Source organism: Yonghaparkia sp. Root332, assembly GCF_001425665.1.
Classification (GTDB): Bacteria; Actinomycetota; Actinomycetes; order Actinomycetales; family Microbacteriaceae; genus Microcella.
This window is the reverse complement of the sequence record NZ_LMCX01000001.1, coordinates 733,643-751,243: the sequence shown is the minus strand read 5'-3', so window position 1 is coordinate 751,243 and position 17,601 is coordinate 733,643. Positions and strand designations below refer to the sequence as shown.

Sequence of the window (17,601 nt, the reverse complement as noted above, 5' to 3'; positions counted from 1 at the left end):
CTAGCCTGACGACCATGAGCACCCCTCGCGCCGATTCCGCGCGCGCCCGCGCGGCCATCGTCTACAACCCGATCAAGATCGATGAGGATGCCCTGCGCACGGCGGTCGCCGCCGCCGAGTCCGAGCACGGCTGGGCCGCATCGCTCTGGATCGAGACCAGCGTCGACGACCCGGGTGCGGGGCAGGCGCGCACCGCCGTCGACGAGGGCGTCGACGTCGTGCTCGCCGCCGGAGGCGACGGCACCGTCCGCGCCGTGGCCGAGGGGCTGCGCGGCACGGGCACCCCGGTCGCCCTGCTGCCCGCCGGCACCGGAAACCTTCTCGCCCGCAACCTCGACCTGACGCTCAACGACCTCACCGGCTCGGTGCAGACGGCCTTCGCGGGCGCCGACCGCGCGATCGACGTCGGGGTCGCCGACATCGTCGACGGCGACGGCGAGGCCTCGACGCACGTGTTCGTCGTCATGGTCGGCGTCGGCCTCGACGCCAAGATGATCGCCGCGACCAACCCCGAGCTGAAGAAGAAGGTGGGCTGGCTCGCATACGTCGAGGCGGTCGCGCGCATCTTCAAGGACGTCAACGCGCTGCGCGTCACCTACTCGCTCGACGGCGCGACGAGCCGGTCGACGACCGTGAGCACCCTCCTCATCGGCAACTGCGGCATCCTGCCGGGCAACGTGCCGATCCTCCCCGACGCCAAGATCGACGACGGCCTCATCGACATCGTCGCGATGCGCCCCAAGAACGTCCTCGGCTGGATCCGCATCGGCACGACCGTCATCTGGGAGAACGGCGTCCTGCGCAAGACGCGGTTCGGTCGCCGGCTCATCGCCGCCGACAGGAGCGTCCGCCCGCTGCGCTACTTCCAGGGCCGCCGCGGCGACCTCCGCTTCCGCGGGCCGGAGGAGTTCGAGATCGACGGCGAGGAGATGGGCAGCATCGTCCAGCTCGCCGTGAGCGTCGACCCCGCCTCGCTCATCGTGCGCGTTCCGCGCGACGCCGACGTGCACTCGGCCAAGCCCGACGCCGAGGCGGAGGCGGAGGCGAAGCAGATCGAGGTCGAGCACCAGGGCCGCGCCGCCGCCGCCGACGTCGGCGAGCCGCAGCGCTCCGACTCGGGCGTTCCCGCGACGCTCGGCGAGGACGTCTAGGCCGGGGCCTCGCCGCTGAGGATGCCGCGGAGCCAGCCGCGGGCATCCGTGAAGACGTCGTCGCCGTACTGCGAGACGACCTCGATCTGCTGCTGGTCCGCGCGCGGGTAGGAGCCGAGGAACATCACGTTCGGGCTGAACCGCTTGAGACCGAGCAGGGCGTCGGCGACGCGCTCGTCGCGCACGTGCCCGTCGAGATCGATGACGAAGCGGTAGCGGCCGAGGGCGTCGCCGATCGGCCGCGACTCGATGAGGCTCATGTTCACGCCGCGCGTGGCGAACTGCTCGAGCATCTCGAGCAGCCGGCCAGGCGCGTTGTCGGGCAGCTCGACGATGACGCTCGTCTTATCGGCCCCGGTGCGCTCGGGCAGGCCGAGCGTGCGGCTCACGAGCACGAAGCGCGTCACGGCGTTAGGGTTGTCGCCGATCGACTCGGCGAGCACCTCCAGATCGTGATGCTCGGTGATGCCGGGCGGCGCGACGGCGGCCTCGGCGAGCGCCGACTCCAGCAGTCCCGCGGCCGCGGCGACGTTCGAGGCGGCCGGGATGTGCCCGTGACTGGGGATGGCCGATTCGAGGAAGCGACGGCACTGCGCGTAGGCGACCGGGTGCGCGGACACGACCCGGACATCCTCGATGCGGGTGCCCGGCCGGGCGACCAGCACGAAGTTCACGGGCACCAGGTACTCGCCGATGATGCGCAGGCCCGGGATGGTCGCGAGCGCGTCCTGGGTGGCGCTCACCCCGCCCTCGACGGAGTTCTCGATCGCGATCATGGCCGCGACGCTGCGCCCCGTCATGACGTCGTCGAACGCCTCGCCGACGTTCGCGACGCTGCGCCACACGGCGCCCTCGGCCTCGGGGACCTGGCGGAGGGCCTCCCACGTGAACGTGCCGACGGGGCCCAGGTAGCTGTAGGCGGGCGGGCTGTCGGGGGCGGCGCTCATGCTCCGCAGTCTACGGGCGGGCTCGCAGGCGGCCGCGCGGGCGGCGGTGCCGATCGGGGACGGGGTCGGTCGACGAGGCGGATGCCGAGGGCCCCGGCGGATGCCGTGGGCCGCGGCGAGGGTGCTCACGCCCGGGCGCCCTTCATTTGGTCGACGGGGCGCGACTGCGAGGAGCCCGCGAGACACTGTGCCCGGCGCCGCCCGCGGTGGTTGGATGAGCGCATGACCCGCGCCGGAACCCCCGCCCAGTCCTCCGACCTCGTCGACGTCGACGCGCTGCTCGCGGCGTACCACGATCGGGTCCCGGACCTCGACGACCCGGCGCAGCGCGTGGTCTTCGGCACGAGCGGTCACCGCGGCTCGAGCCTCGACGGCGCCTTCACCGACACCCACATCGCCGCGATCACGCAGGCGATCGTGGAGTACCGCGCGACCCAGGGCACGAGCGGGCCGATCTTCGTCGGCGCCGACACGCACGCGCTGTCGATCCCGGCGCAGCGGACGGCGCTCGAGGTGCTCGCCGCCAACGGCGTCGCGGCGTTCGTCGACGCGAACGACGGCTACGTGCCGACCCCCGCGCTCAGTCACGCGATCATCACCCACAACCGCAGCGGCCTCGCCGACGCCGACGGCATCGTCATCACGCCGAGCCACAACCCGCCCCGCGACGGCGGCTTCAAGTACAACCCGCCGCACGGCGGCCCGGCCGACTCCGACGCGACGAACTGGATCGCCGACCGGGCCAACGCGATCATCGCCGACGGCTCGCGCGACGTGAAGCGCGGTGCCGCGATCGAGACGCACGCCTACGACTACCGGCTGCACTACGTCTCCGACCTCGCGTACATCCTCGACATCGATCGCATCCGCGAGGCAGGCCTGCGCATCGGCGCCGATCCGCTCGGCGGCGCGAGCGTCGAGTACTGGCAGTTCATCGCCGAGCACTACGGCCTCGACCTGACGGTCGTGAACCCGTTCGTCGACCCGGCATGGGCGTTCATGACGCTCGACTGGGACGAGAAGATCCGGATGGACCCGTCGAGCCCGAGCGCCATGTCGAGCGTGCTCGCCCACCGGGACGACTACGCGGTGCTCACCGGCAACGACGCCGACGCCGACCGGCACGGCATCGTCACGCCCGACGGCGGACTCATGAACCCCAACCACTACCTCGCCGTCGCGATCGAGTACCTCTACACGCACCGGCCCGAGTGGCGCGCCGACGCGGCGATCGGCAAGACGCTCGTCTCGAGCTCGATGATCGACCGCGTGGCCGCCGGTCTCGGCCGCCGACTGCACGAGGTGCCGGTCGGCTTCAAGTGGTTCGTGCCGGGCCTCATCGACGGCTCGGTCGCGTTCGGCGGCGAGGAGAGCGCGGGCGCGAGCTTCGTGCGCCGCGACGGCAGCGTCTGGACGACCGACAAGGACGGCATCCTGCTCGCCCTGCTCGCGAGCGAGATCACCGCCGTCACCGGGTCGACGCCGTCGCAGCTCTACGTCGGGCTCACCGAGAGGTACGGCGCGCCCGCCTACCAGCGGGTGGATGCCGCGGCCACCAAGGAGCAGAAGGCGAAGCTCTCGAAGCTGTCGGGCGATGCGATCGCGGCCGACGAGCTGGCCGGTGAGCCCATCACGGCCCGCCTGTCGGAGGCGCCGGGCAACGGCGCCGCGATCGGCGGCGTGAAGGTCGTCACCGAGAACGCGTGGTTCGCGGCGCGGCCGAGCGGCACGGAGGACGTGTACAAGATCTACGCTGAGTCCTTCCGCGGCGAGGATCACCTGCGGCAGGTCCAGAGCGAGGCGAAGGCGATCGTCGATGCCGCCCTCCGCTGAGTCGGCCGGTGCGGGCCTGCACCGCGCCGAGCCCCCCGCCCCGGCCCTCGACCCCGCGCTCGCCGCCGAGCGCGCGGCGCTCTTCGCGCGGTGGGATGCGCTGACCCCCGACGAGCTCTCCGCGCGCGGCGGCATGAAGTGGTCGATGCACCCCGGCACGGTCGGCGCGTGGGTCGCCGAGTCGGACCTCGGCACGGCTCCGGCCGTGGCATCCGCCCTGCACGCCGCGATCGACGCGGGCCAGCTCGGCTACCTGCCGCCCGCGATCGGCCGCGAGATGTCGCGCGAGACGGCCAGGCTGATGCGCGAGCGCTTCGACTGGAGCGTGCCGTCGAGCCGCGTGCACCCGATCGCCGACGTCATCAGCGGCCTCGAGCTGACGATCGAGCACTACTCGCGGGCGGGCTCGGCGGTCGTGGTGCCCACCCCGGCGTACATGCCGTTCCTCACCGTGCCGATCGCGCTGGGCCGGGAGGTCATCGAGGTTCCGCTCGCCGCGCACGCAGGCCGGCAGACGCTCGACCTCGTCGCGATCGAGGAGGCTCTCGCCGACGGGGCAGGCGTGGTCGTGCTGTGCAACCCGCTCAACCCGGGAGGGCGCGTGTTCGAGCGCGCCGAGCTCGAGGCGCTCAGCGAGGTCGTCGAGCGGCACGGAGCGACGGTGTTCGCCGACGAGATCCACGCGCCGATCGTCTTCGACGGCGCGCATCACGTGCCCTACGCGAGCATCTCGGAGGTCGCCGCCGGGCACGCCGTCACGGCGGTCTCGGCGTCGAAGGCCTGGAACCTGCCGGGCCTGAAGACCGCGCAGCTCATCACGTCGAGCGACGCCGCCGAGAAGACGTGGGAGGCCCTCGGGCCCCTCGCGAGCCACGGCGCGAGCACCCTCGGAGTGATCGCCAACACGGTCGCCTACCGCGACGGGCGCGACTGGCTCGACCACACCGTCGCCTACTACGACCGCAATCGCCGCGTGCTCGGAGAGCGCCTGGCCGAGCTGATGCCCGAGGTCGGCTACCGCGCTCCGGAGGGCACCTACATCGCGTGGCTCGACGTGCGCGCTCTCGGTCTCGGCGATGAGCCCGCGACGCGGCTGCGCGAGCGCGCCGGCATCGCGCTCACCGACGGGCGCGCGTGCGGCGAGGTCGGTGCCGGCCATGTGCGCATGATCCTCGCGACGCCCACACCGATCGTCGAGCTCATCGTCGAGCGGATCGCGGCCGAGGTCCGCTGAAGGTCGGCAGGGCGCCTCGGCAGGTGGCGAACCTCACGCCACCGCGGGAATGTACGGCTCGAGCCACTCGAGCGTGCCGTTCCTGACCGGCACGGGCGCCGAGTCGGTCTCGCCCTCGACGGTGAACGTGAGCTCGATACGAGCGCCGGGTCGGTCATCCGCGGTGTCGAGAACGACGACGTTCTCTTGGAAGGCGAACTGCTGGCCCGGCAAGAGCATGAAGCCGGTGGAGTCGTCGGCATCCGCAATCGTGACGTCGATGGTCTCGTTGGAGAAGTTGGTCAGCACCCCCATCAGTCGCGCAGGCTCGCCCTCGCCGCGCGTGACGACGAGCATGTTGTCGAACGACACGGGCCCGACCTCGGCATTGGTGCCGAGGTTGACCGCCTCAAGATCCTCGAGGCGCTCCGAGACGTCCGGAGCGCAGCCGGCGAGCCCGAGCAGCGATGCCGTCATAGTGCCCGCGATGAGCATTCGGTGATGGGTTCTTGTCGTAGCCATCGGGCGAGCGTAGTCAGCTTCGGCTGACGCGAACGAGGTCGTTGCGGGACTGTGATCGGCCGGTCACCCCGCGTAGTCGGGCGCGGCCGGCAGGCCGAAGAACTCCTCGAGGGTGCGGATGCCCGTCTCGTGCAGCTCGGCCGCGAGCTCGGGCCCCACGTACCGGTAGTGCCACGGCTCGAACTCGTACCCCGTGACGGGCGTCGCTCCCTCCGGGTAGCGCAGGTGGAAGCCGAAGCGCCGGGCGTTCTCGGCGAGCCACCGCCCTTGAGCGGTGTCGGCGAAGCACTGGTCGAGCGTGCAGCCGGCCGGCACCGCGCTGAAGTCGATCGAAAGCCCCGTCTGGTGCTCGCTGTGGCCGGGCCGGGCGCTCGTCCGGTCGGCGGCCTCCTGCCCGAGCTGCGCGACCCAACCGGCGTAGACGCGCTGCTGGCTCGCGTAGCTGCGGTAGCTGCTCTGCGCGGCGAGGGCGATGCCGTCGGCGGCCGCCGCGGCGACGAGCTGCTCGGCCGCGGTCGCGGCCTCGTCGCGCAGCACCGGCTCGTACACGTACGGGATCTCCGCCGTGCGCAGATCGCCGGGCGCGAAGTCGAGCGGCTGCAGCGGGCGCCGCTTGTTGGCGACGACCCACAGCGACGCGGGGTCGTCGATCGAGCGCGCGGCGCGATCGAAGGCGGCCGACGGCTCCGGCGTCGGCGTCGGAGCAGCGGTCGCCGTCGGCGACTGCACCGGTGCGGGGATGCCCGTGGCCGTCGCCGACGGCCCCTCCGCCCCCGGGCCCGCGCCCTGCGCGCACCCGCTCAGGGCGACCGCGACGGCGAGCACGATGACCCCCTGACGGGCGCGGACGGAGGGGTGGCGCGGCATGCGCCCGAGTGTAGCCGCGGCCGCGACACGCCGACCGCGGCGTCGCGGGAGGAAGCCCTCTGACCAGGGATTTCACACGCATCCCAGAATCGTTGTTGACATCTCTGCAACGGCGGGCCTACGGTGGCCGCAATTGTGAGAGCGCTCTCACGCCCTGCTGATGAGAGCGCTCTCACCACCCCGCCCCACCCGCACGCACAAAGGAGTGACCGTGAAGATCTCACGACGCCGCAGCACCGCGGCCGCCGCCCTCGCCGGCGCGACGGCCCTGACCCTCATCGCCACCGGCTGCGCGAGCACCGGCGACGCCGACCCCGCCGGCAGCGGGAGCGACGGTGAGATCACCCTCACCCTCGCGACGTTCAACGACTTCGGGTACACCGACGAGCTGCTGAAGCAGTACGAGGACGAGAACCCCGGCGTCACGATCGTGCACAACAAGGCCGCGACGTCGAACGACGCCCGCGACAACTTCTTCACCAAGCTCGGAGCGGGCTCCGGTCTCGCCGACGTCGAGGCGGTCGAGATCGACTGGTTCGCCGAGATGATGCAGTACTCCGACCTGCTCACCGACCTCTCGAGCGACGACGTCGCCGACCGCTGGGTCGACTGGAAGACGGACGCCGCCACCGACGCCGACGGCCGCCTCGTCGCCTACGGCACCGACATCGGCCCGGAGGCCGTCTGCTACCGGAGCGACCTCTTCGAGGCCGCCGGCCTCCCGACCGACCGCGCCGAGGTCGCCGAGCTCCTCGACGGCGACTGGGACCGCTACTTCGAGGTCGGCCAGCAGTACGTCGACGCGACCGGCGCGGCCTGGTTCGACTCGGCCGGCGCGACCTACCAGGGCATGATCAACCAGGTCGAGTTCGCCTACGAGCAGGAGGACGGCACGGTCATCGCGACCGAGAACGACGAGGTCAAGGGCATCTACGAGCAGGTCCTCGAGGCCAGCGCCACGCAGTCGGCCCACCTCGGCCAGTGGAGCGACGACTGGTTCGCCGGGCTCGCCAACGGCGCCTTCGCGACGATGCTCTGCCCGGGCTGGATGCTCGGCGTCATCTCCGGCAACGCCCCCGACGTCACGGGCTGGGACGTCGCGAACGTCTTCCCCGGCGGCGGCGGAAACTGGGGCGGCTCGTACCTGACCGTCCCCGCCCAGGGCGAGAACACCGAGGCCGCGGCGAAGTTCGCCGCCTGGCTCACCGCGCCCGAGCAGCAGCTCGCGGCCTTCGAGGCCGCCGGCACCTTCCCGAGCCAGGTCGACGCCTACGAGAGCGACACCCTGCTCGCGGCGACCAACCCGTACTTCAACGACGCCCCCGTGGGCGAGATCCTCATCGAGCGCTCGCAGGCGATCGACGTCGCTCCGTTCAAGAGCGTGAAGTACTTCCCGATCAACGACGCGATGCAGAAGGCGCTCACCCGCGTCGACTCCGACAAGACCCACACGATCGAATCGTCGTGGGAGCAGTTCGTGGCCGACGTGAGCGCGCTCGGCTAAGCCGAGCCGCATCCACCCCCGGGGGCCGCGCGGCGCACCGTCGCGACGCGCGGCCCCACCCCTCGACTCACCCCTCGGGAGCATCCCCCATGACGACGACCGCCCCGCGCCCGACGCGCACGGTCCTGAGCCCGCCGCCGGCAGCCCGCCCGGCCCGCTCGCCCCGGCGCATCGCCTTCTCGCACACGCTCTCGCGGTGGGACTTCAAGCTCTCGCCGTACCTCTACATCTCGCCGTTCTTCATGCTCTTCGCGATCGTCGGGCTCTTCCCGCTCGTCTACACGGCGTGGGTGTCGGTGCACGAGTGGAACCTCATCGGCGGCCAGGGCGACTTCGTCGGCTTCGAGAACTTCGCCTTCGTGCTCGCCCAGCCCCAGTTCTGGATCGCGCTGCGCAACACCTTCTCGATCTTCCTCATCTCGGCCGTGCCGCAGGTCATCGCCGCCCTGCTCATCGCCGCCGTGCTCGACCGCAATCTGCGCGGCAAGACCTTCTGGCGCATGGGCGTGCTGCTGCCCTACGTCGTCGCCCCGGTCGCTGTCGCGCTGATCTTCAGCAACATGTTCGGCGACCAGTACGGCCTCATCAACAACATGCTCGGCCGCCTCGGGCTCGACCCGATCGGCTGGCACTCCGAGATCCTGCCGAGCCACCTCGCGATCGCGACGATGGTCAACTTCCGCTGGACGGGCTACACCGCCCTCATCCTGCTCGCGGCGATGCAGGCCATCCCGCGCGACTACTACGAGGCCGCCATGATCGACGGCGCCGGCATCGTGCGGCAGTTCTTCTCCATCACGATCCCCCAGCTGCGCCCGACCCTCATCTTCGTCATCGTGACCTCGACGATCGGCGGCCTGCAGATCTTCGATGAGCCGCGCATGTACGACCAGTTCGGCCAGGGCGGAGCATCCGGTCAGTGGATGACCATCACGATCTACCTGTACAACCTCGGCTGGGGCCAGCTGAACTTCGGCCGCGCCGCCGCCGTGGCCTGGCTGCTGTTCCTCATCATCGTCATCGTCGGGCTCATCAACCTCGCCATCACGCGCTCCATCGCGAGCAACGACAGCCCCGAGAAGGTTCTCGCGCGATCGCAGCGCCGCGCCGCCCGGAAGGAGCTCGCCCGATGAGCGCACCCAGCATCCCCCTCGCCCCTGTGCCCGATGATGCGGATGCTCCGCGCGGGTCCTCCCCCGCCGAGCGCTCGGCCGCCCGCCGTGCCGGCCGCACGCCTCGCCGTCGTCGGCTCGTCAACGGTCAGCGCCCCGGGTGGATGGCCTACGGCTTCCTCATCGCCGTGCTGCTGGGCTCGGTCTTTCCGCTCTACTGGTCCTTCCTCATCGGATCAGGCGACGCCTCGACCATCACGCGGCAAGACATCGTGTGGTGGCCGGGCGGCAACTTCCTCGCCAACGCCGCCGCCGTCATCGAGAACGACAGCGTCAACTTCTGGAAGGCGATCACCAACTCGATCATCGTCTCGACGGTCGTCGCCGCCTCGGTCGTGTGGTTCTCGACGCTCGCGGGGTTCGCGTTCGCGAAGCTGCGGTTCCGCGGCCGCAATGGCCTGCTGATCTTCGTCATCGCGACGATGGCCGTGCCGACGCAGCTCGGCGTCGTGCCGCTGTTCATCGCGATGAGCCAGCTGCAGCTCGCGGGCACGCTCAGCGCGGTCATCCTGCCGGCGATCGTGAGCGCGTTCGGCGTGTTCTGGATGACGCAGTACCTCAGCCAGGCGCTGCCCTACGAGCTCATCGAGGCCGCGCGCGTCGACGGCGCGAGCATGATCCGCACCTTCTGGTCGGTCGCGCTGCCCGCCGCCCGCCCCGCCGCCGCGATGCTCGGCCTGTTCGTCTTCATCTCGACGTGGACCAACTTCTTCTGGCCCTTCATCGTCCTCGACCGGCAGAGCCCCACGCTGCCCGTCGCGCTCTCGCTGCTGCAGAGCAACTACTTCGTGGACTACTCGGTGGTGATGGCCGGCGTGATCCTGTCGACCATCCCGCTGCTGATCCTGTTCGTCGTCGCCGGCCGCCAGCTGGTCAGCGGCATCATGCAAGGAGCTGTCAAGGGATGACCCTCTCGACCCCGGCGCCCACCACGGCGCCTCTCGCCGGCGTGCGCGCCTTCCCCGCCGACTTCCGGTTCGGCGTCGCGACCGCGGCGTTCCAGATCGAGGGATCGACCCACGTCGACGGCCGCACCGACTCCATCTGGGACGCGTTCGCCCGCGTGCCGGGAGCCGTCGTGAACGGCGACGACGGCGAGCCGGCGTGCGACCACTACCGCCGCTCGAGCTCGGACGTCGCGATGATGCGCGAGCTGGGCATCCAGACCTATCGCTTCTCGACCTCGTGGGCGCGCGTCCAGCCCGACGGTCGCGGCGTCAACAAGGCGGGCCTCGACTTCTACTCGCGCCTCGTCGACGACCTGCTCGAGGCGGGCATCCAGCCCTGGCTGACGCTCTACCACTGGGATCTCCCGCAGGCGCTCGAGGAGGCCGGCGGCTGGCCCGCGCGAGACACCGCGCACCGCTTCGTCGAGTACGCCGGCCTCGTGCACGACGCGCTCGGCGACCGCATCCGGGCCTGGACGACGCTCAACGAGCCGTGGTGCAGCGCCTTCCTCGGCTACCTCGGCGGCGAGCACGCCCCCGGCCGGCAGGACCCGCAGGCCTCGATCGACGCCGCGCACCACCTGCTGCTCGGCCACGGGCTCGCCGTGCAGGAGCTGCGCCGCCGCGACTCCGAGCTGCAGCTCGGCATCACGCTCAACCTGACGGTCGCCGACCCCGTCGACGCGAACGACCCGGCCGACCTCGACGCGGTGCGCCTGCTCGACGGGCAGCACAACCGGTGGTTCCTCGACCCGATCTTCCGCGGCGCGTACCCGGCCGACATCGTCGACGACCTGGCCGGCATCGGCGTCACCGTGCCCGTGCACGACGGCGATCTCGCCGCGATCGCCACGCCCATCGACGCGCTGGGGGTCAACTACTACCGCGGCGAGGCGGTGAGCGGGCATCCCTACACGGGCACTCCGCTCGCCCCCGCCGCACCCTCCGAGCGCCCGAAGCGCTCGCCCTTCCCGGTCGATCAGGGCGTGCACGGGCACCCGCGCGGACTGCCCGTCACCGCGATGCAGTGGGAGGTGCAGCCCGAGGGTCTCACGCGCCTGCTCGTGCGCGTCGACTCCGAGTACGCGAAGCCGGCCGGCACCGTTCTCTACGTCACCGAGAACGGCGCCGCCTACGACGACGTCGTCGGCCCCGACGGCGAGGTCGACGACCTCGAGCGCGCCGACTTCCTCGAGCAGCACCTCGCGGCGATGCTCGACGCGATCGACGCGGGCGTCGACGTGCGCGGCTACTTCTACTGGTCGCTCATGGACAACTACGAGTGGGCCTGGGGCTACGACAAGCGCTTCGGGCTCGTGCGCGTCGACTACGCCACGCAGGAGCGGACGGTGAAGTCGAGCGGGCGCCTCTACCAGCGCGTCATCGCCGAACGCGGGGTGCGCGGGCACGACGCCGCCCCTCAATAGACTGCGGAGCATGACGATCGAGACGGGTCAGGCGCGCACGGCGCCGACCCTCGAGATGGTGGCCGCGGAGGCCGGCGTCTCGCGCGCGACGGTGTCGCGCGTCGTGAACGCCTCGCCGAAGGTCAGCCCGGATGCCGTCGAGGCCGTGCAGGCCGCCATCCTCCGACTCGGCTACACCCCCAATCGCGCCGCGAGGTCGCTCGCGAACCGGCGCGCGATGGCGATCGCGCTCGTCGTGCCGGAGGACACCGCGCGGTTCTTCGGCGACCCCTACTTCGCGGCGGTCGTGCGCGGCATCAGCCGCGTGCTCGACGCCTCGGACTACGTGCTCAACCTGCACCTCGCCAACCCCGGCCCCTCGCAGAAGACCGTCGACTACCTGCTCGGCGGAAGCGTCGACGGCGCGATCGTCGTCTCTCACCACTCGAGCGATCGGTTCCTCGAGAAGCTCGGCGGAAGCATCCCCGTCGTCTTCGGCGGCCACCCCCTCGGATCGGACGCCGACGCGGGCGCCTACTTCGTCGACGTCGACAACGCCGCCGCCGCCGAGGCGGGCGTGCGCTACCTGATCGAGCACGGCCGCACCCGAATCGCGACGATCACCGGACCCACCGACATGCCCGCCGGCATCGACCGGGTCGAGGGCTGGCGCCGCGCGCTCGACGCCGCGGGGCTCGAGCCGGGCCCGAGCGCGGTCGGCGACTTCACGATGGTCGGCGGATCGCGCGCGGCGCGCGAGCTGCTCGACGTCGGCGGCTTCGACGCGATCTTCGTCGCGAGCGACCTCATGGCGCTCGGCGCCCTCTCGGTGCTCGCCGAGCGCGGCGTGCGCGTGCCCGACGACATCGCGGTGCTCGGCTTCGACGACAGCCCCGCCGCGCTCGCCGCGGGCGTGCCGCTCACGACCGTGCGGCAGCCGAGCGAGGAGATGGGCGAGCAGATGGCGCGGATGCTCCTCCAGCGCCTGCGCGGCGAGGAGACCAGCCGCACGGCCATCCTCCCCACCGACGTCGTGGTGCGCGCGAGCGCGTAGCCCGACCCGCGCAGTTGAAGGTACAAACTCAAGAAAAAGAAGTGGCCCAGTCGAAGACTGGGCCACTTCTAAAGAGGTCGGGCTATAGGCCAAAGGGCCACACCCGGAGTGTTTAGTGTACCACTAGGTCTCCCGACTCAGAAGACCCGTCCCATCGACCATGACCGTACAGCTGGACACTATGAGGTCCTTGCCGCCAACCACTGAGCAGGCTGTCGACGCCGAGAACGTCACGCACGTATTTTGCAAGAGCGCCCTTGTCGCTTGTAGCTGAGGCCAGGCCCGCGTTAGCGCGAAACTCGAAGACTGCTGCAGACGTGAGCAAGTCCACGATTTGTAGCCCGTCCGTGGATTTTGAGTCAAGTCGGACGACGTTGAGCACAGCCAGCCTGTTCAAGCGCCGGTTCACGCCGGCCCGCAGTTCCTCCTCGAAGAGGATCTCATCTGGAGTGCTGTAGTTGTCGGCGAGTACCGAGACGATAGTCGGACTCTGGATGCTCGCGAGGACCAGTTGCTCTACCATCTTCTCGTAGGCGGTCGATCGATCACGAAAGCGCACGACGGGATCTGCCTGAGTCCGGTCGGCGATGAAGCGATAGAAGCTCAGGTCGCTGGAGCCGAGACAGAGATCGACCACCTTCTTGTAGATCGGCAAGGTACCCCGAGTGACCTCGCCAAAGTGGAACTCTTTGTACCAGTGTTCTCAATCGCGTAGCTTTTGGATCCCGCGGAGAACTGGAGATGGGTTTGACATCACGACAAGCCCCACCCCGAAAAAGCGATCGGAAGAGATTGACCCGGTCTCATCCAGGAACCGGATGCCGACCGGGTGGTCCTTAGGCAGACGCCTGCGAGCGGCGGAGTTTTCTTCAGGCACAGGCGAATCATGCCATCAAACGGAACCCCGGCGGCGCGGGTAGGGTGCCCGTCATGAGCCTCACCGTCACGCACGAGCCCGACGCCGACCGCTACGTGGTGCACGACGCCGCCGGAGAGCTGCAGGGCTTCATCGTCTACGACGCTGCGCCAGGGCAGCTGCGACTGATCCACGCCGAGGTGCCGCCGTTCCTGCGCAACAAGGGCGTCGGCGGCGACATGGTGCAGGCGATCCTCGACCACCTGCGCGCCGAGAGCACCGACCGCATCGTGCCCTCGTGCCCCTTCGTGGTGATGTGGATGCGCCGCCACCCCGAGTACGCGGACCTCGCGACCCGCTGACGGTCGCCCGTGATCGCGGCGCGCGACTCGGTGCGCTAGCGGTCGGCGGAGACGTCGATGCGGAGGCGACCCGAGTATCCGGGGGCGTCGGCGGGAGCATCCACGATGCCCTGGGGCCCGTCGCCGGGGGTCGGAGCCGGCGCGGGCAGGATGGTCTGGCGATCGAGCTCGACCTGCGCCTCGTGGCGGGTCGGGTGGAAGACCTCGTCGCCGATGCCGAGCACCCCGGGGCCGGAGCCGCCGCGGCGCGACTTGTCGCTCAGATCGATCCATCCTCGGGCGTGAGCGAGGATGGACACGGCGACGGCCGCGCCCACGAGAAGAACCCACCCCCACACCGGCACGAGCCCCAGAATACCCGGGGGGTCGGCGAGGGCTCGTGAACGCTCGGTGAATGCGGAGGCGGCGCGCCCGGCGGGAGGCGGGGAGGATGCCCGGCTGAGGCCCGATCGAGCGCCCCGCTCACGGCACGCGGTAGAGCCACTCCTCGGTCGAGAACTTCTCCGCCACGAGGGCGTCGATGCGCTCCATCTCCTCCGGCGTGATGGCGCTCTCGGTGAGCCCGTTGCGGGCGCGGAAGGTCGCGACGAGGCGGTCGATGATCTCCTCGCGCGGCAGCCCGGTCTGACTGCGCAGCGGGTCGACGCGCTTATTGGCGCTCTTGACGCCCTTGTCGCTGAGCTTCTCGCGGCCGATGCGCAGCACCTCGACCATGCGGTCGCCGTCCATGTCGTAGCTCATCGTCACGTGGTGCAGCACGGCGCCCGATCCGAGGCGCTTCTGGGCGGCCCCGCCGATCTTGCCCGCGGGACTCGTGATGTCGTTGAGGGGCTGGTAGCTCGCCTCGATGCCGAGGCCCTTGAGCCCCTCGATGACCCACTCGTCGAGGAAGGCGTACGACTCGGCGAAGCTCATGCCCTGCACGAGCTCGATGGGCGCGTAGAGCGAGTAGGTGATGACGCTCCCGGCCTCCATGAACATGGCGCCGCCGCCGGAGATGCGCCGCACGACCTCGAAGCCGTAGCGGTGCGCGTTGTCCATGTCGACCTCGTTCCGCACCGACTGGAAGGAGCCGATGACGACGGCGGGGCGCTCCCACTCCCAGATGCGGAGGGTCGGACCGCGGCGGCCGTCGCCGACCTCCTCGGCGAGCACCTGGTCGGCGGCCATCTGCTGCTGCGGGGTGAGCGGTGGGCCGACGACGAGGCTCCACTCGTAGTCGGTGAACGCGGTCGCCTCGGCGAGCGCGCGGCGGATGGTCGTCGCGACCGCGTCGGCGCTGAATCCGAGCATGACCGTGCCGGGAGGGAGGGCCGCGGAGATCGCGCGCGCGAGGGCAGCGTGATCGGCGTCGGCGGGCATCCCGATCACGGCCGCCTCGATGGCGGGGATCGCCTCGTCGGGCTCGACGAAGAAGTCGCCCGCGAGCCGGAACGCGGTGATCAGGCCGCCGTCGACCTCGAGATCGACGACGACGAGCTTGCCTCCGGGAACCTTGTACTCACCATGCATGAGGCCAGCCTAGGCACCCGTCGCGAGGGGCCGCTGGGGGTCGGCGGCGTACTGCGACCACGAGCCCGGGAAGAGCCGGCCGCGACCGAGGCCCGCGTGCTCGAGGACGAGCAGCTCGTGGCACGCTGTCACGCCCGAGCCGCAGTAGGCGATGACGTCGGAGCCCGGTTCGGCGCCGCCGGGGATGAGGCCGAGCTCCGCGAAGCGGGTGCGCAGCTCGTCGAGGTCCTTCAGGCGACCGTCGGCCGCGATGTGATCGCGCACCGACAGGTTGCGCGCGCCCGGGATGTGGCCCGCACGGGCATCCACCGGCTCGGTCTCGCCGGCGAAGCGGTCGGCGGTGCGCGCGTCGAGCACGAGGGCGCTGCCGTCGGCGGCGCGCGCCTGCGTCTCGTCGATCGAGGCGAGGGCGGATACCGGCCACGGCTGGGCGGTGGAGGTCGCGTCGGCGCGCGGCGCCGCGCGACGCCCGGCCACGGTCGCGCCGGCTCCGAGCTCGCCCGGCCAGGCCGTGATGCCGCCGTCGAGCACGGCGGCGTCGTGGCCGAGGGAGCGCAGCATCCACACCAGCCGCGCCGCGATCACGCCGCCCGCGTCGTCGTAGGCGACCACCGTCGTCCCGTCGCCGATGCCCGCCTCGCTCATGCCGCGGGCGAAGCGCTCCGGGTCGGGCAAGGGGTGCCGGCCCTCCGCGGCGCTCGGCGGGCCGGCGAGCCACTCGTCGAGGTCGACGAAGACGGCTCCGGCGATGTGGCCGGCGTGGAAGGCGTCGCGGCCGGAGCGACCGTCGAGGTACCAGCGCACGTCGGCGATGACGAGGCGGCGCTCGTCGCGGCCCGCCTCGGCGATGAGCGACTCGAGGTCGGCGGAGGAGACGAAGGGAGGCAGTGTCGTCGGCATCAGGCCAGGCTACTCAGCACGCTCGCCCAGCGGGCGGGCGGCGGCGTAGGGTGCGGGGCATGGACTCCCTGGCGCACGACCTCGACCGCCTCGCCGACCACCTGCTCGAGCAGGCGCTCGCCTCGCCCGAGGGGAGGGCGACGCTGACGCTCGAGCTCGGCCAGTCGACGCTGCGGCACATCGCGATGGCCTTCGACACCGGCGGCGGGCTGCCCGAGCACGGCAACCCGGGCGAGGCGACGCTGCGCGTGCTGCGCGGCGAGGTGCGGCTGTCGTGGTCGAGCGAGACGGGCGAGCACGCCATCGAGGCGCGGCCCGGAATGCTCGTGCGGATCCCCGGCGCGAAGCACCGGGTCGAGGCGCTCGAGCCGAGCGTCATGCTGCTCACCGCGGTGTCGCTGCCGGGAGCGCAGGGGCACTAGGGGGTCGGGAACAGACGGTCGTTCATCCACTCGATGAGGTCGCGGCGCACGTCCTCCTGATTGAGCTCGTTGAAGATCTCGTGGCGAGCCTCGGCGTAGACGGAGAGCTCGACGTCGGTGAGTCCCCCGCGGCGCACGTACTCCTCGACGAGCCGGACCGCGCCGGGCTCGCCGCCGAGCGGGTCGTCGTCACCGACCATGACGAGCAGCGGGATGTCGCGGCCGAGGCGCTTCGGGCGGCCGAAGAGTCGCAGCCCGTCGCGCACGCCGAAGAGCTTCAGGATCTTCGCGTCGAAGGTGAGCGGGTCGGCGCGGAAGAGCCGGTGAACCTCGGGGTCGCGACTCAGCCATTCCACGCCGGTGTCGCCGAGGTGGGCGTGCTGGGCGTTGAGGTCTCCGGAGTTCATGTAGCCGGGCATCCGGTAGCTCGTGCCGGTGAGCACCGCGGCGTCGTAGTCGGCGGCGTGGTCGTTGAGGATGATCTGCGCCATGAGCGAGCCCCACGAGTGCCCGAGGAGGACGAGCGGGAGCTCGGGGTGGTCGGTGCGGATGATCGCGCTCAGGTCGCGGAGGTCCTGGATGGTCGCGCGCAGTCCGCCCGGGCCGAGGCGCCCCATCTTCGAGGAGTCGCCGTCGGTCATCTCGACGCCCGTCATGCCGTGGCCGCGGTGGTCGTCGGCGTAGACGGCGTAGCCGGCGTTGACGAGCTCCTGCGCGAGCGCCTCGTACCGCAGCGCGTGCTCGCCGACCCCGTGCGCGAGCTGCACGACGGCCTTCGGCCGGCCCGGCGCCCAGACGTAGTAGTGGATCGTGACGCCCTGAGCGTCGACGAAGGTGCGGTGGTCGCGCTCGGCGATGAACTTCACCATGATTCGGGCCTCCCTGCGTTCATCGTAGGGGCGCGGGGAGCGCGGCGGCAGGTGCGGCGAAGGC

General features: G+C 71.1%; 18 protein-coding genes. 10 read left to right on the top strand and 8 right to left on the bottom strand.

The window, feature by feature from the left end; translation table 11 throughout:
- Positions 1–14 precede the first annotated feature (14 nt).
- On the top strand, positions 15–1,151 hold the full coding sequence (locus tag ASC54_RS03575) for a diacylglycerol kinase family protein (RefSeq protein WP_082514820.1): 1,137 nt from the start codon (positions 15–17) through the stop codon (positions 1,149–1,151).
- Here the strand turns inward: ASC54_RS03575 and pheA are convergent.
- Positions 1,148–2,098, bottom strand: coding sequence for a prephenate dehydratase (gene pheA / locus ASC54_RS03570; protein ID WP_055896730.1), 951 nt, complete (start codon positions 2,096–2,098; stop codon positions 1,148–1,150). The genes ASC54_RS03575 and pheA overlap by 4 nt on opposite strands.
- A gap of 222 nt (positions 2,099–2,320) precedes the next feature.
- Here pheA and pgm point away from each other — a divergent pair, with 222 nt between their 5' ends.
- Together pgm and ASC54_RS03560 are read left to right on the top strand one after the other, a co-directional pair.
- Positions 2,321–3,931 carry a phosphoglucomutase (alpha-D-glucose-1,6-bisphosphate-dependent) gene (pgm, locus tag ASC54_RS03565; protein ID WP_055896727.1) on the top strand — a complete coding sequence of 537 codons (1,611 nt, stop codon included), beginning with the start codon at positions 2,321–2,323 and terminating at the stop codon, positions 3,929–3,931.
- Entirely contained in the window at positions 3,915–5,165 is a 1,251-nt protein-coding gene (locus tag ASC54_RS03560) for a MalY/PatB family protein (RefSeq protein WP_082514819.1), read from the top strand. Before pgm ends, ASC54_RS03560 begins: the two co-directional genes overlap by 17 nt.
- A 33-nt stretch (positions 5,166–5,198) precedes the next feature.
- On the opposite strand, the gene ASC54_RS03555 is transcribed toward ASC54_RS03560, so the two are convergent.
- Both ASC54_RS03555 and ASC54_RS03550 read right to left on the bottom strand, forming a co-directional pair.
- A complete protein-coding gene (locus tag ASC54_RS03555) occupies positions 5,199–5,666 on the bottom strand; it encodes a hypothetical protein (protein ID WP_156376715.1) in 468 nt (155 codons plus the stop codon).
- A gap of 63 nt (positions 5,667–5,729) precedes the next feature.
- On the bottom strand, positions 5,730–6,533 hold the full coding sequence (locus tag ASC54_RS03550) for a D-alanyl-D-alanine carboxypeptidase family protein (protein ID WP_055896722.1): 804 nt from the start codon (positions 6,531–6,533) through the stop codon (positions 5,730–5,732).
- A 211-nt stretch (positions 6,534–6,744) separates the two neighbouring features.
- Between ASC54_RS03550 and ASC54_RS03545 the strand changes: the two genes are divergently transcribed.
- From ASC54_RS03545 to ASC54_RS03525, 5 genes are all read left to right on the top strand, one after another.
- Positions 6,745–8,037, top strand: a complete 1,293-nt coding sequence (locus ASC54_RS03545; RefSeq protein ID WP_235451374.1) for an ABC transporter substrate-binding protein — start codon at positions 6,745–6,747, stop codon at positions 8,035–8,037.
- Between the two features lie 89 nt (positions 8,038–8,126).
- The gene (locus ASC54_RS03540) at positions 8,127–9,170 is read left to right on the top strand and encodes a carbohydrate ABC transporter permease (RefSeq protein ID WP_055896719.1); all 1,044 of its coding nucleotides are present in this window, start codon (positions 8,127–8,129) and stop codon (positions 9,168–9,170) included.
- Positions 9,167–10,117: a carbohydrate ABC transporter permease gene (locus tag ASC54_RS03535; protein WP_055857475.1), complete on the top strand. Its 951-nt coding sequence runs from the start codon at positions 9,167–9,169 to the stop codon at positions 10,115–10,117. Before ASC54_RS03540 ends, ASC54_RS03535 begins: the two co-directional genes overlap by 4 nt.
- The gene (locus ASC54_RS03530) at positions 10,114–11,583 is read left to right on the top strand and encodes a GH1 family beta-glucosidase (protein ID WP_055896717.1); all 1,470 of its coding nucleotides are present in this window, start codon (positions 10,114–10,116) and stop codon (positions 11,581–11,583) included. The genes ASC54_RS03535 and ASC54_RS03530 overlap by 4 nt, the downstream gene beginning before the upstream one ends.
- A 10-nt stretch (positions 11,584–11,593) precedes the next feature.
- Positions 11,594–12,616: a LacI family DNA-binding transcriptional regulator gene (locus ASC54_RS03525; RefSeq protein ID WP_055857479.1), complete on the top strand. Its 1,023-nt coding sequence runs from the start codon at positions 11,594–11,596 to the stop codon at positions 12,614–12,616.
- Between the two features lie 112 nt (positions 12,617–12,728).
- Here the strand turns inward: ASC54_RS03525 and ASC54_RS03520 are convergent, their stop codons facing one another.
- Positions 12,729–13,271 (bottom strand): hypothetical protein, encoded by a 543-nt coding sequence (locus ASC54_RS03520; protein WP_055896714.1) that lies wholly within the window; start codon positions 13,269–13,271, stop codon positions 12,729–12,731.
- Positions 13,272–13,546: 275 nt separating this feature from the next.
- On the opposite strand from ASC54_RS03520, the gene ASC54_RS03515 reads away from it, so the two are divergent.
- Complete coding sequence (locus tag ASC54_RS03515) at positions 13,547–13,834, top strand: GNAT family N-acetyltransferase (RefSeq protein ID WP_055857483.1); 288 nt, start codon at positions 13,547–13,549, stop codon at positions 13,832–13,834.
- Positions 13,835–13,869: 35 nt separating this feature from the next.
- On the opposite strand, the gene ASC54_RS03510 is transcribed toward ASC54_RS03515, so the two are convergent.
- The 3 genes from ASC54_RS03510 to ASC54_RS03500 form a co-directional block, all read right to left on the bottom strand.
- Positions 13,870–14,178, bottom strand: a complete 309-nt coding sequence (locus tag ASC54_RS03510; RefSeq protein WP_156376714.1) for a hypothetical protein — start codon at positions 14,176–14,178, stop codon at positions 13,870–13,872.
- Positions 14,179–14,296: 118 nt separating this feature from the next.
- On the bottom strand, positions 14,297–15,346 hold the full coding sequence (locus ASC54_RS03505; protein WP_055896711.1) for a lipoate--protein ligase family protein: 1,050 nt from the start codon (positions 15,344–15,346) through the stop codon (positions 14,297–14,299).
- A gap of 9 nt (positions 15,347–15,355) precedes the next feature.
- Positions 15,356–16,246, bottom strand: coding sequence for a sulfurtransferase (locus ASC54_RS03500; protein WP_082514817.1), 891 nt, complete (start codon positions 16,244–16,246; stop codon positions 15,356–15,358).
- Positions 16,247–16,305: 59 nt separating this feature from the next.
- Here ASC54_RS03500 and ASC54_RS03495 point away from each other — a divergent pair, with 59 nt between their 5' ends.
- Positions 16,306–16,668: a cupin domain-containing protein gene (locus ASC54_RS03495; protein ID WP_055896708.1), complete on the top strand. Its 363-nt coding sequence runs from the start codon at positions 16,306–16,308 to the stop codon at positions 16,666–16,668.
- On the opposite strand, the gene ASC54_RS03490 is transcribed toward ASC54_RS03495, so the two are convergent.
- Positions 16,665–17,537 carry an alpha/beta fold hydrolase gene (locus ASC54_RS03490; protein ID WP_055857490.1) on the bottom strand — a complete coding sequence of 291 codons (873 nt, stop codon included), beginning with the start codon at positions 17,535–17,537 and terminating at the stop codon, positions 16,665–16,667. The genes ASC54_RS03495 and ASC54_RS03490 overlap by 4 nt on opposite strands.
- Between the last annotated feature and the right edge of the window lie 64 nt (positions 17,538–17,601).

Bases quoted from the DNA above. Each gene is read 5' to 3' on its own strand.
- ASC54_RS03575 (WP_082514820.1), top strand. From the start codon at position 15: ATGAGCACCCCTCGCGCCGATTCCGCGCGCGCCCGCGCGGCCATCGTC.
- pheA (WP_055896730.1), bottom strand. From the start codon at position 2,098: ATGAGCGCCGCCCCCGACAGCCCGCCCGCCTACAGCTACCTGGGCCCC.
- pgm (WP_055896727.1), top strand. From the start codon at position 2,321: ATGACCCGCGCCGGAACCCCCGCCCAGTCCTCCGACCTCGTCGACGTC.
- ASC54_RS03560 (WP_082514819.1), top strand. From the start codon at position 3,915: ATGCCGCCCTCCGCTGAGTCGGCCGGTGCGGGCCTGCACCGCGCCGAG.
- ASC54_RS03555 (WP_156376715.1), bottom strand. From the start codon at position 5,666: ATGGCTACGACAAGAACCCATCACCGAATGCTCATCGCGGGCACTATG.
- ASC54_RS03550 (WP_055896722.1), bottom strand. From the start codon at position 6,533: ATGCCGCGCCACCCCTCCGTCCGCGCCCGTCAGGGGGTCATCGTGCTC.
- ASC54_RS03540 (WP_055896719.1), top strand. From the start codon at position 8,127: ATGACGACGACCGCCCCGCGCCCGACGCGCACGGTCCTGAGCCCGCCG.
- ASC54_RS03535 (WP_055857475.1), top strand. From the start codon at position 9,167: ATGAGCGCACCCAGCATCCCCCTCGCCCCTGTGCCCGATGATGCGGAT.
- ASC54_RS03530 (WP_055896717.1), top strand. From the start codon at position 10,114: ATGACCCTCTCGACCCCGGCGCCCACCACGGCGCCTCTCGCCGGCGTG.
- ASC54_RS03525 (WP_055857479.1), top strand. From the start codon at position 11,594: ATGACGATCGAGACGGGTCAGGCGCGCACGGCGCCGACCCTCGAGATG.
- ASC54_RS03515 (WP_055857483.1), top strand. From the start codon at position 13,547: ATGAGCCTCACCGTCACGCACGAGCCCGACGCCGACCGCTACGTGGTG.
- ASC54_RS03505 (WP_055896711.1), bottom strand. From the start codon at position 15,346: ATGCATGGTGAGTACAAGGTTCCCGGAGGCAAGCTCGTCGTCGTCGAT.
- ASC54_RS03500 (WP_082514817.1), bottom strand. From the start codon at position 16,246: ATGCCGACGACACTGCCTCCCTTCGTCTCCTCCGCCGACCTCGAGTCG.
- ASC54_RS03495 (WP_055896708.1), top strand. From the start codon at position 16,306: ATGGACTCCCTGGCGCACGACCTCGACCGCCTCGCCGACCACCTGCTC.
- ASC54_RS03490 (WP_055857490.1), bottom strand. From the start codon at position 17,537: ATGGTGAAGTTCATCGCCGAGCGCGACCACCGCACCTTCGTCGACGCT.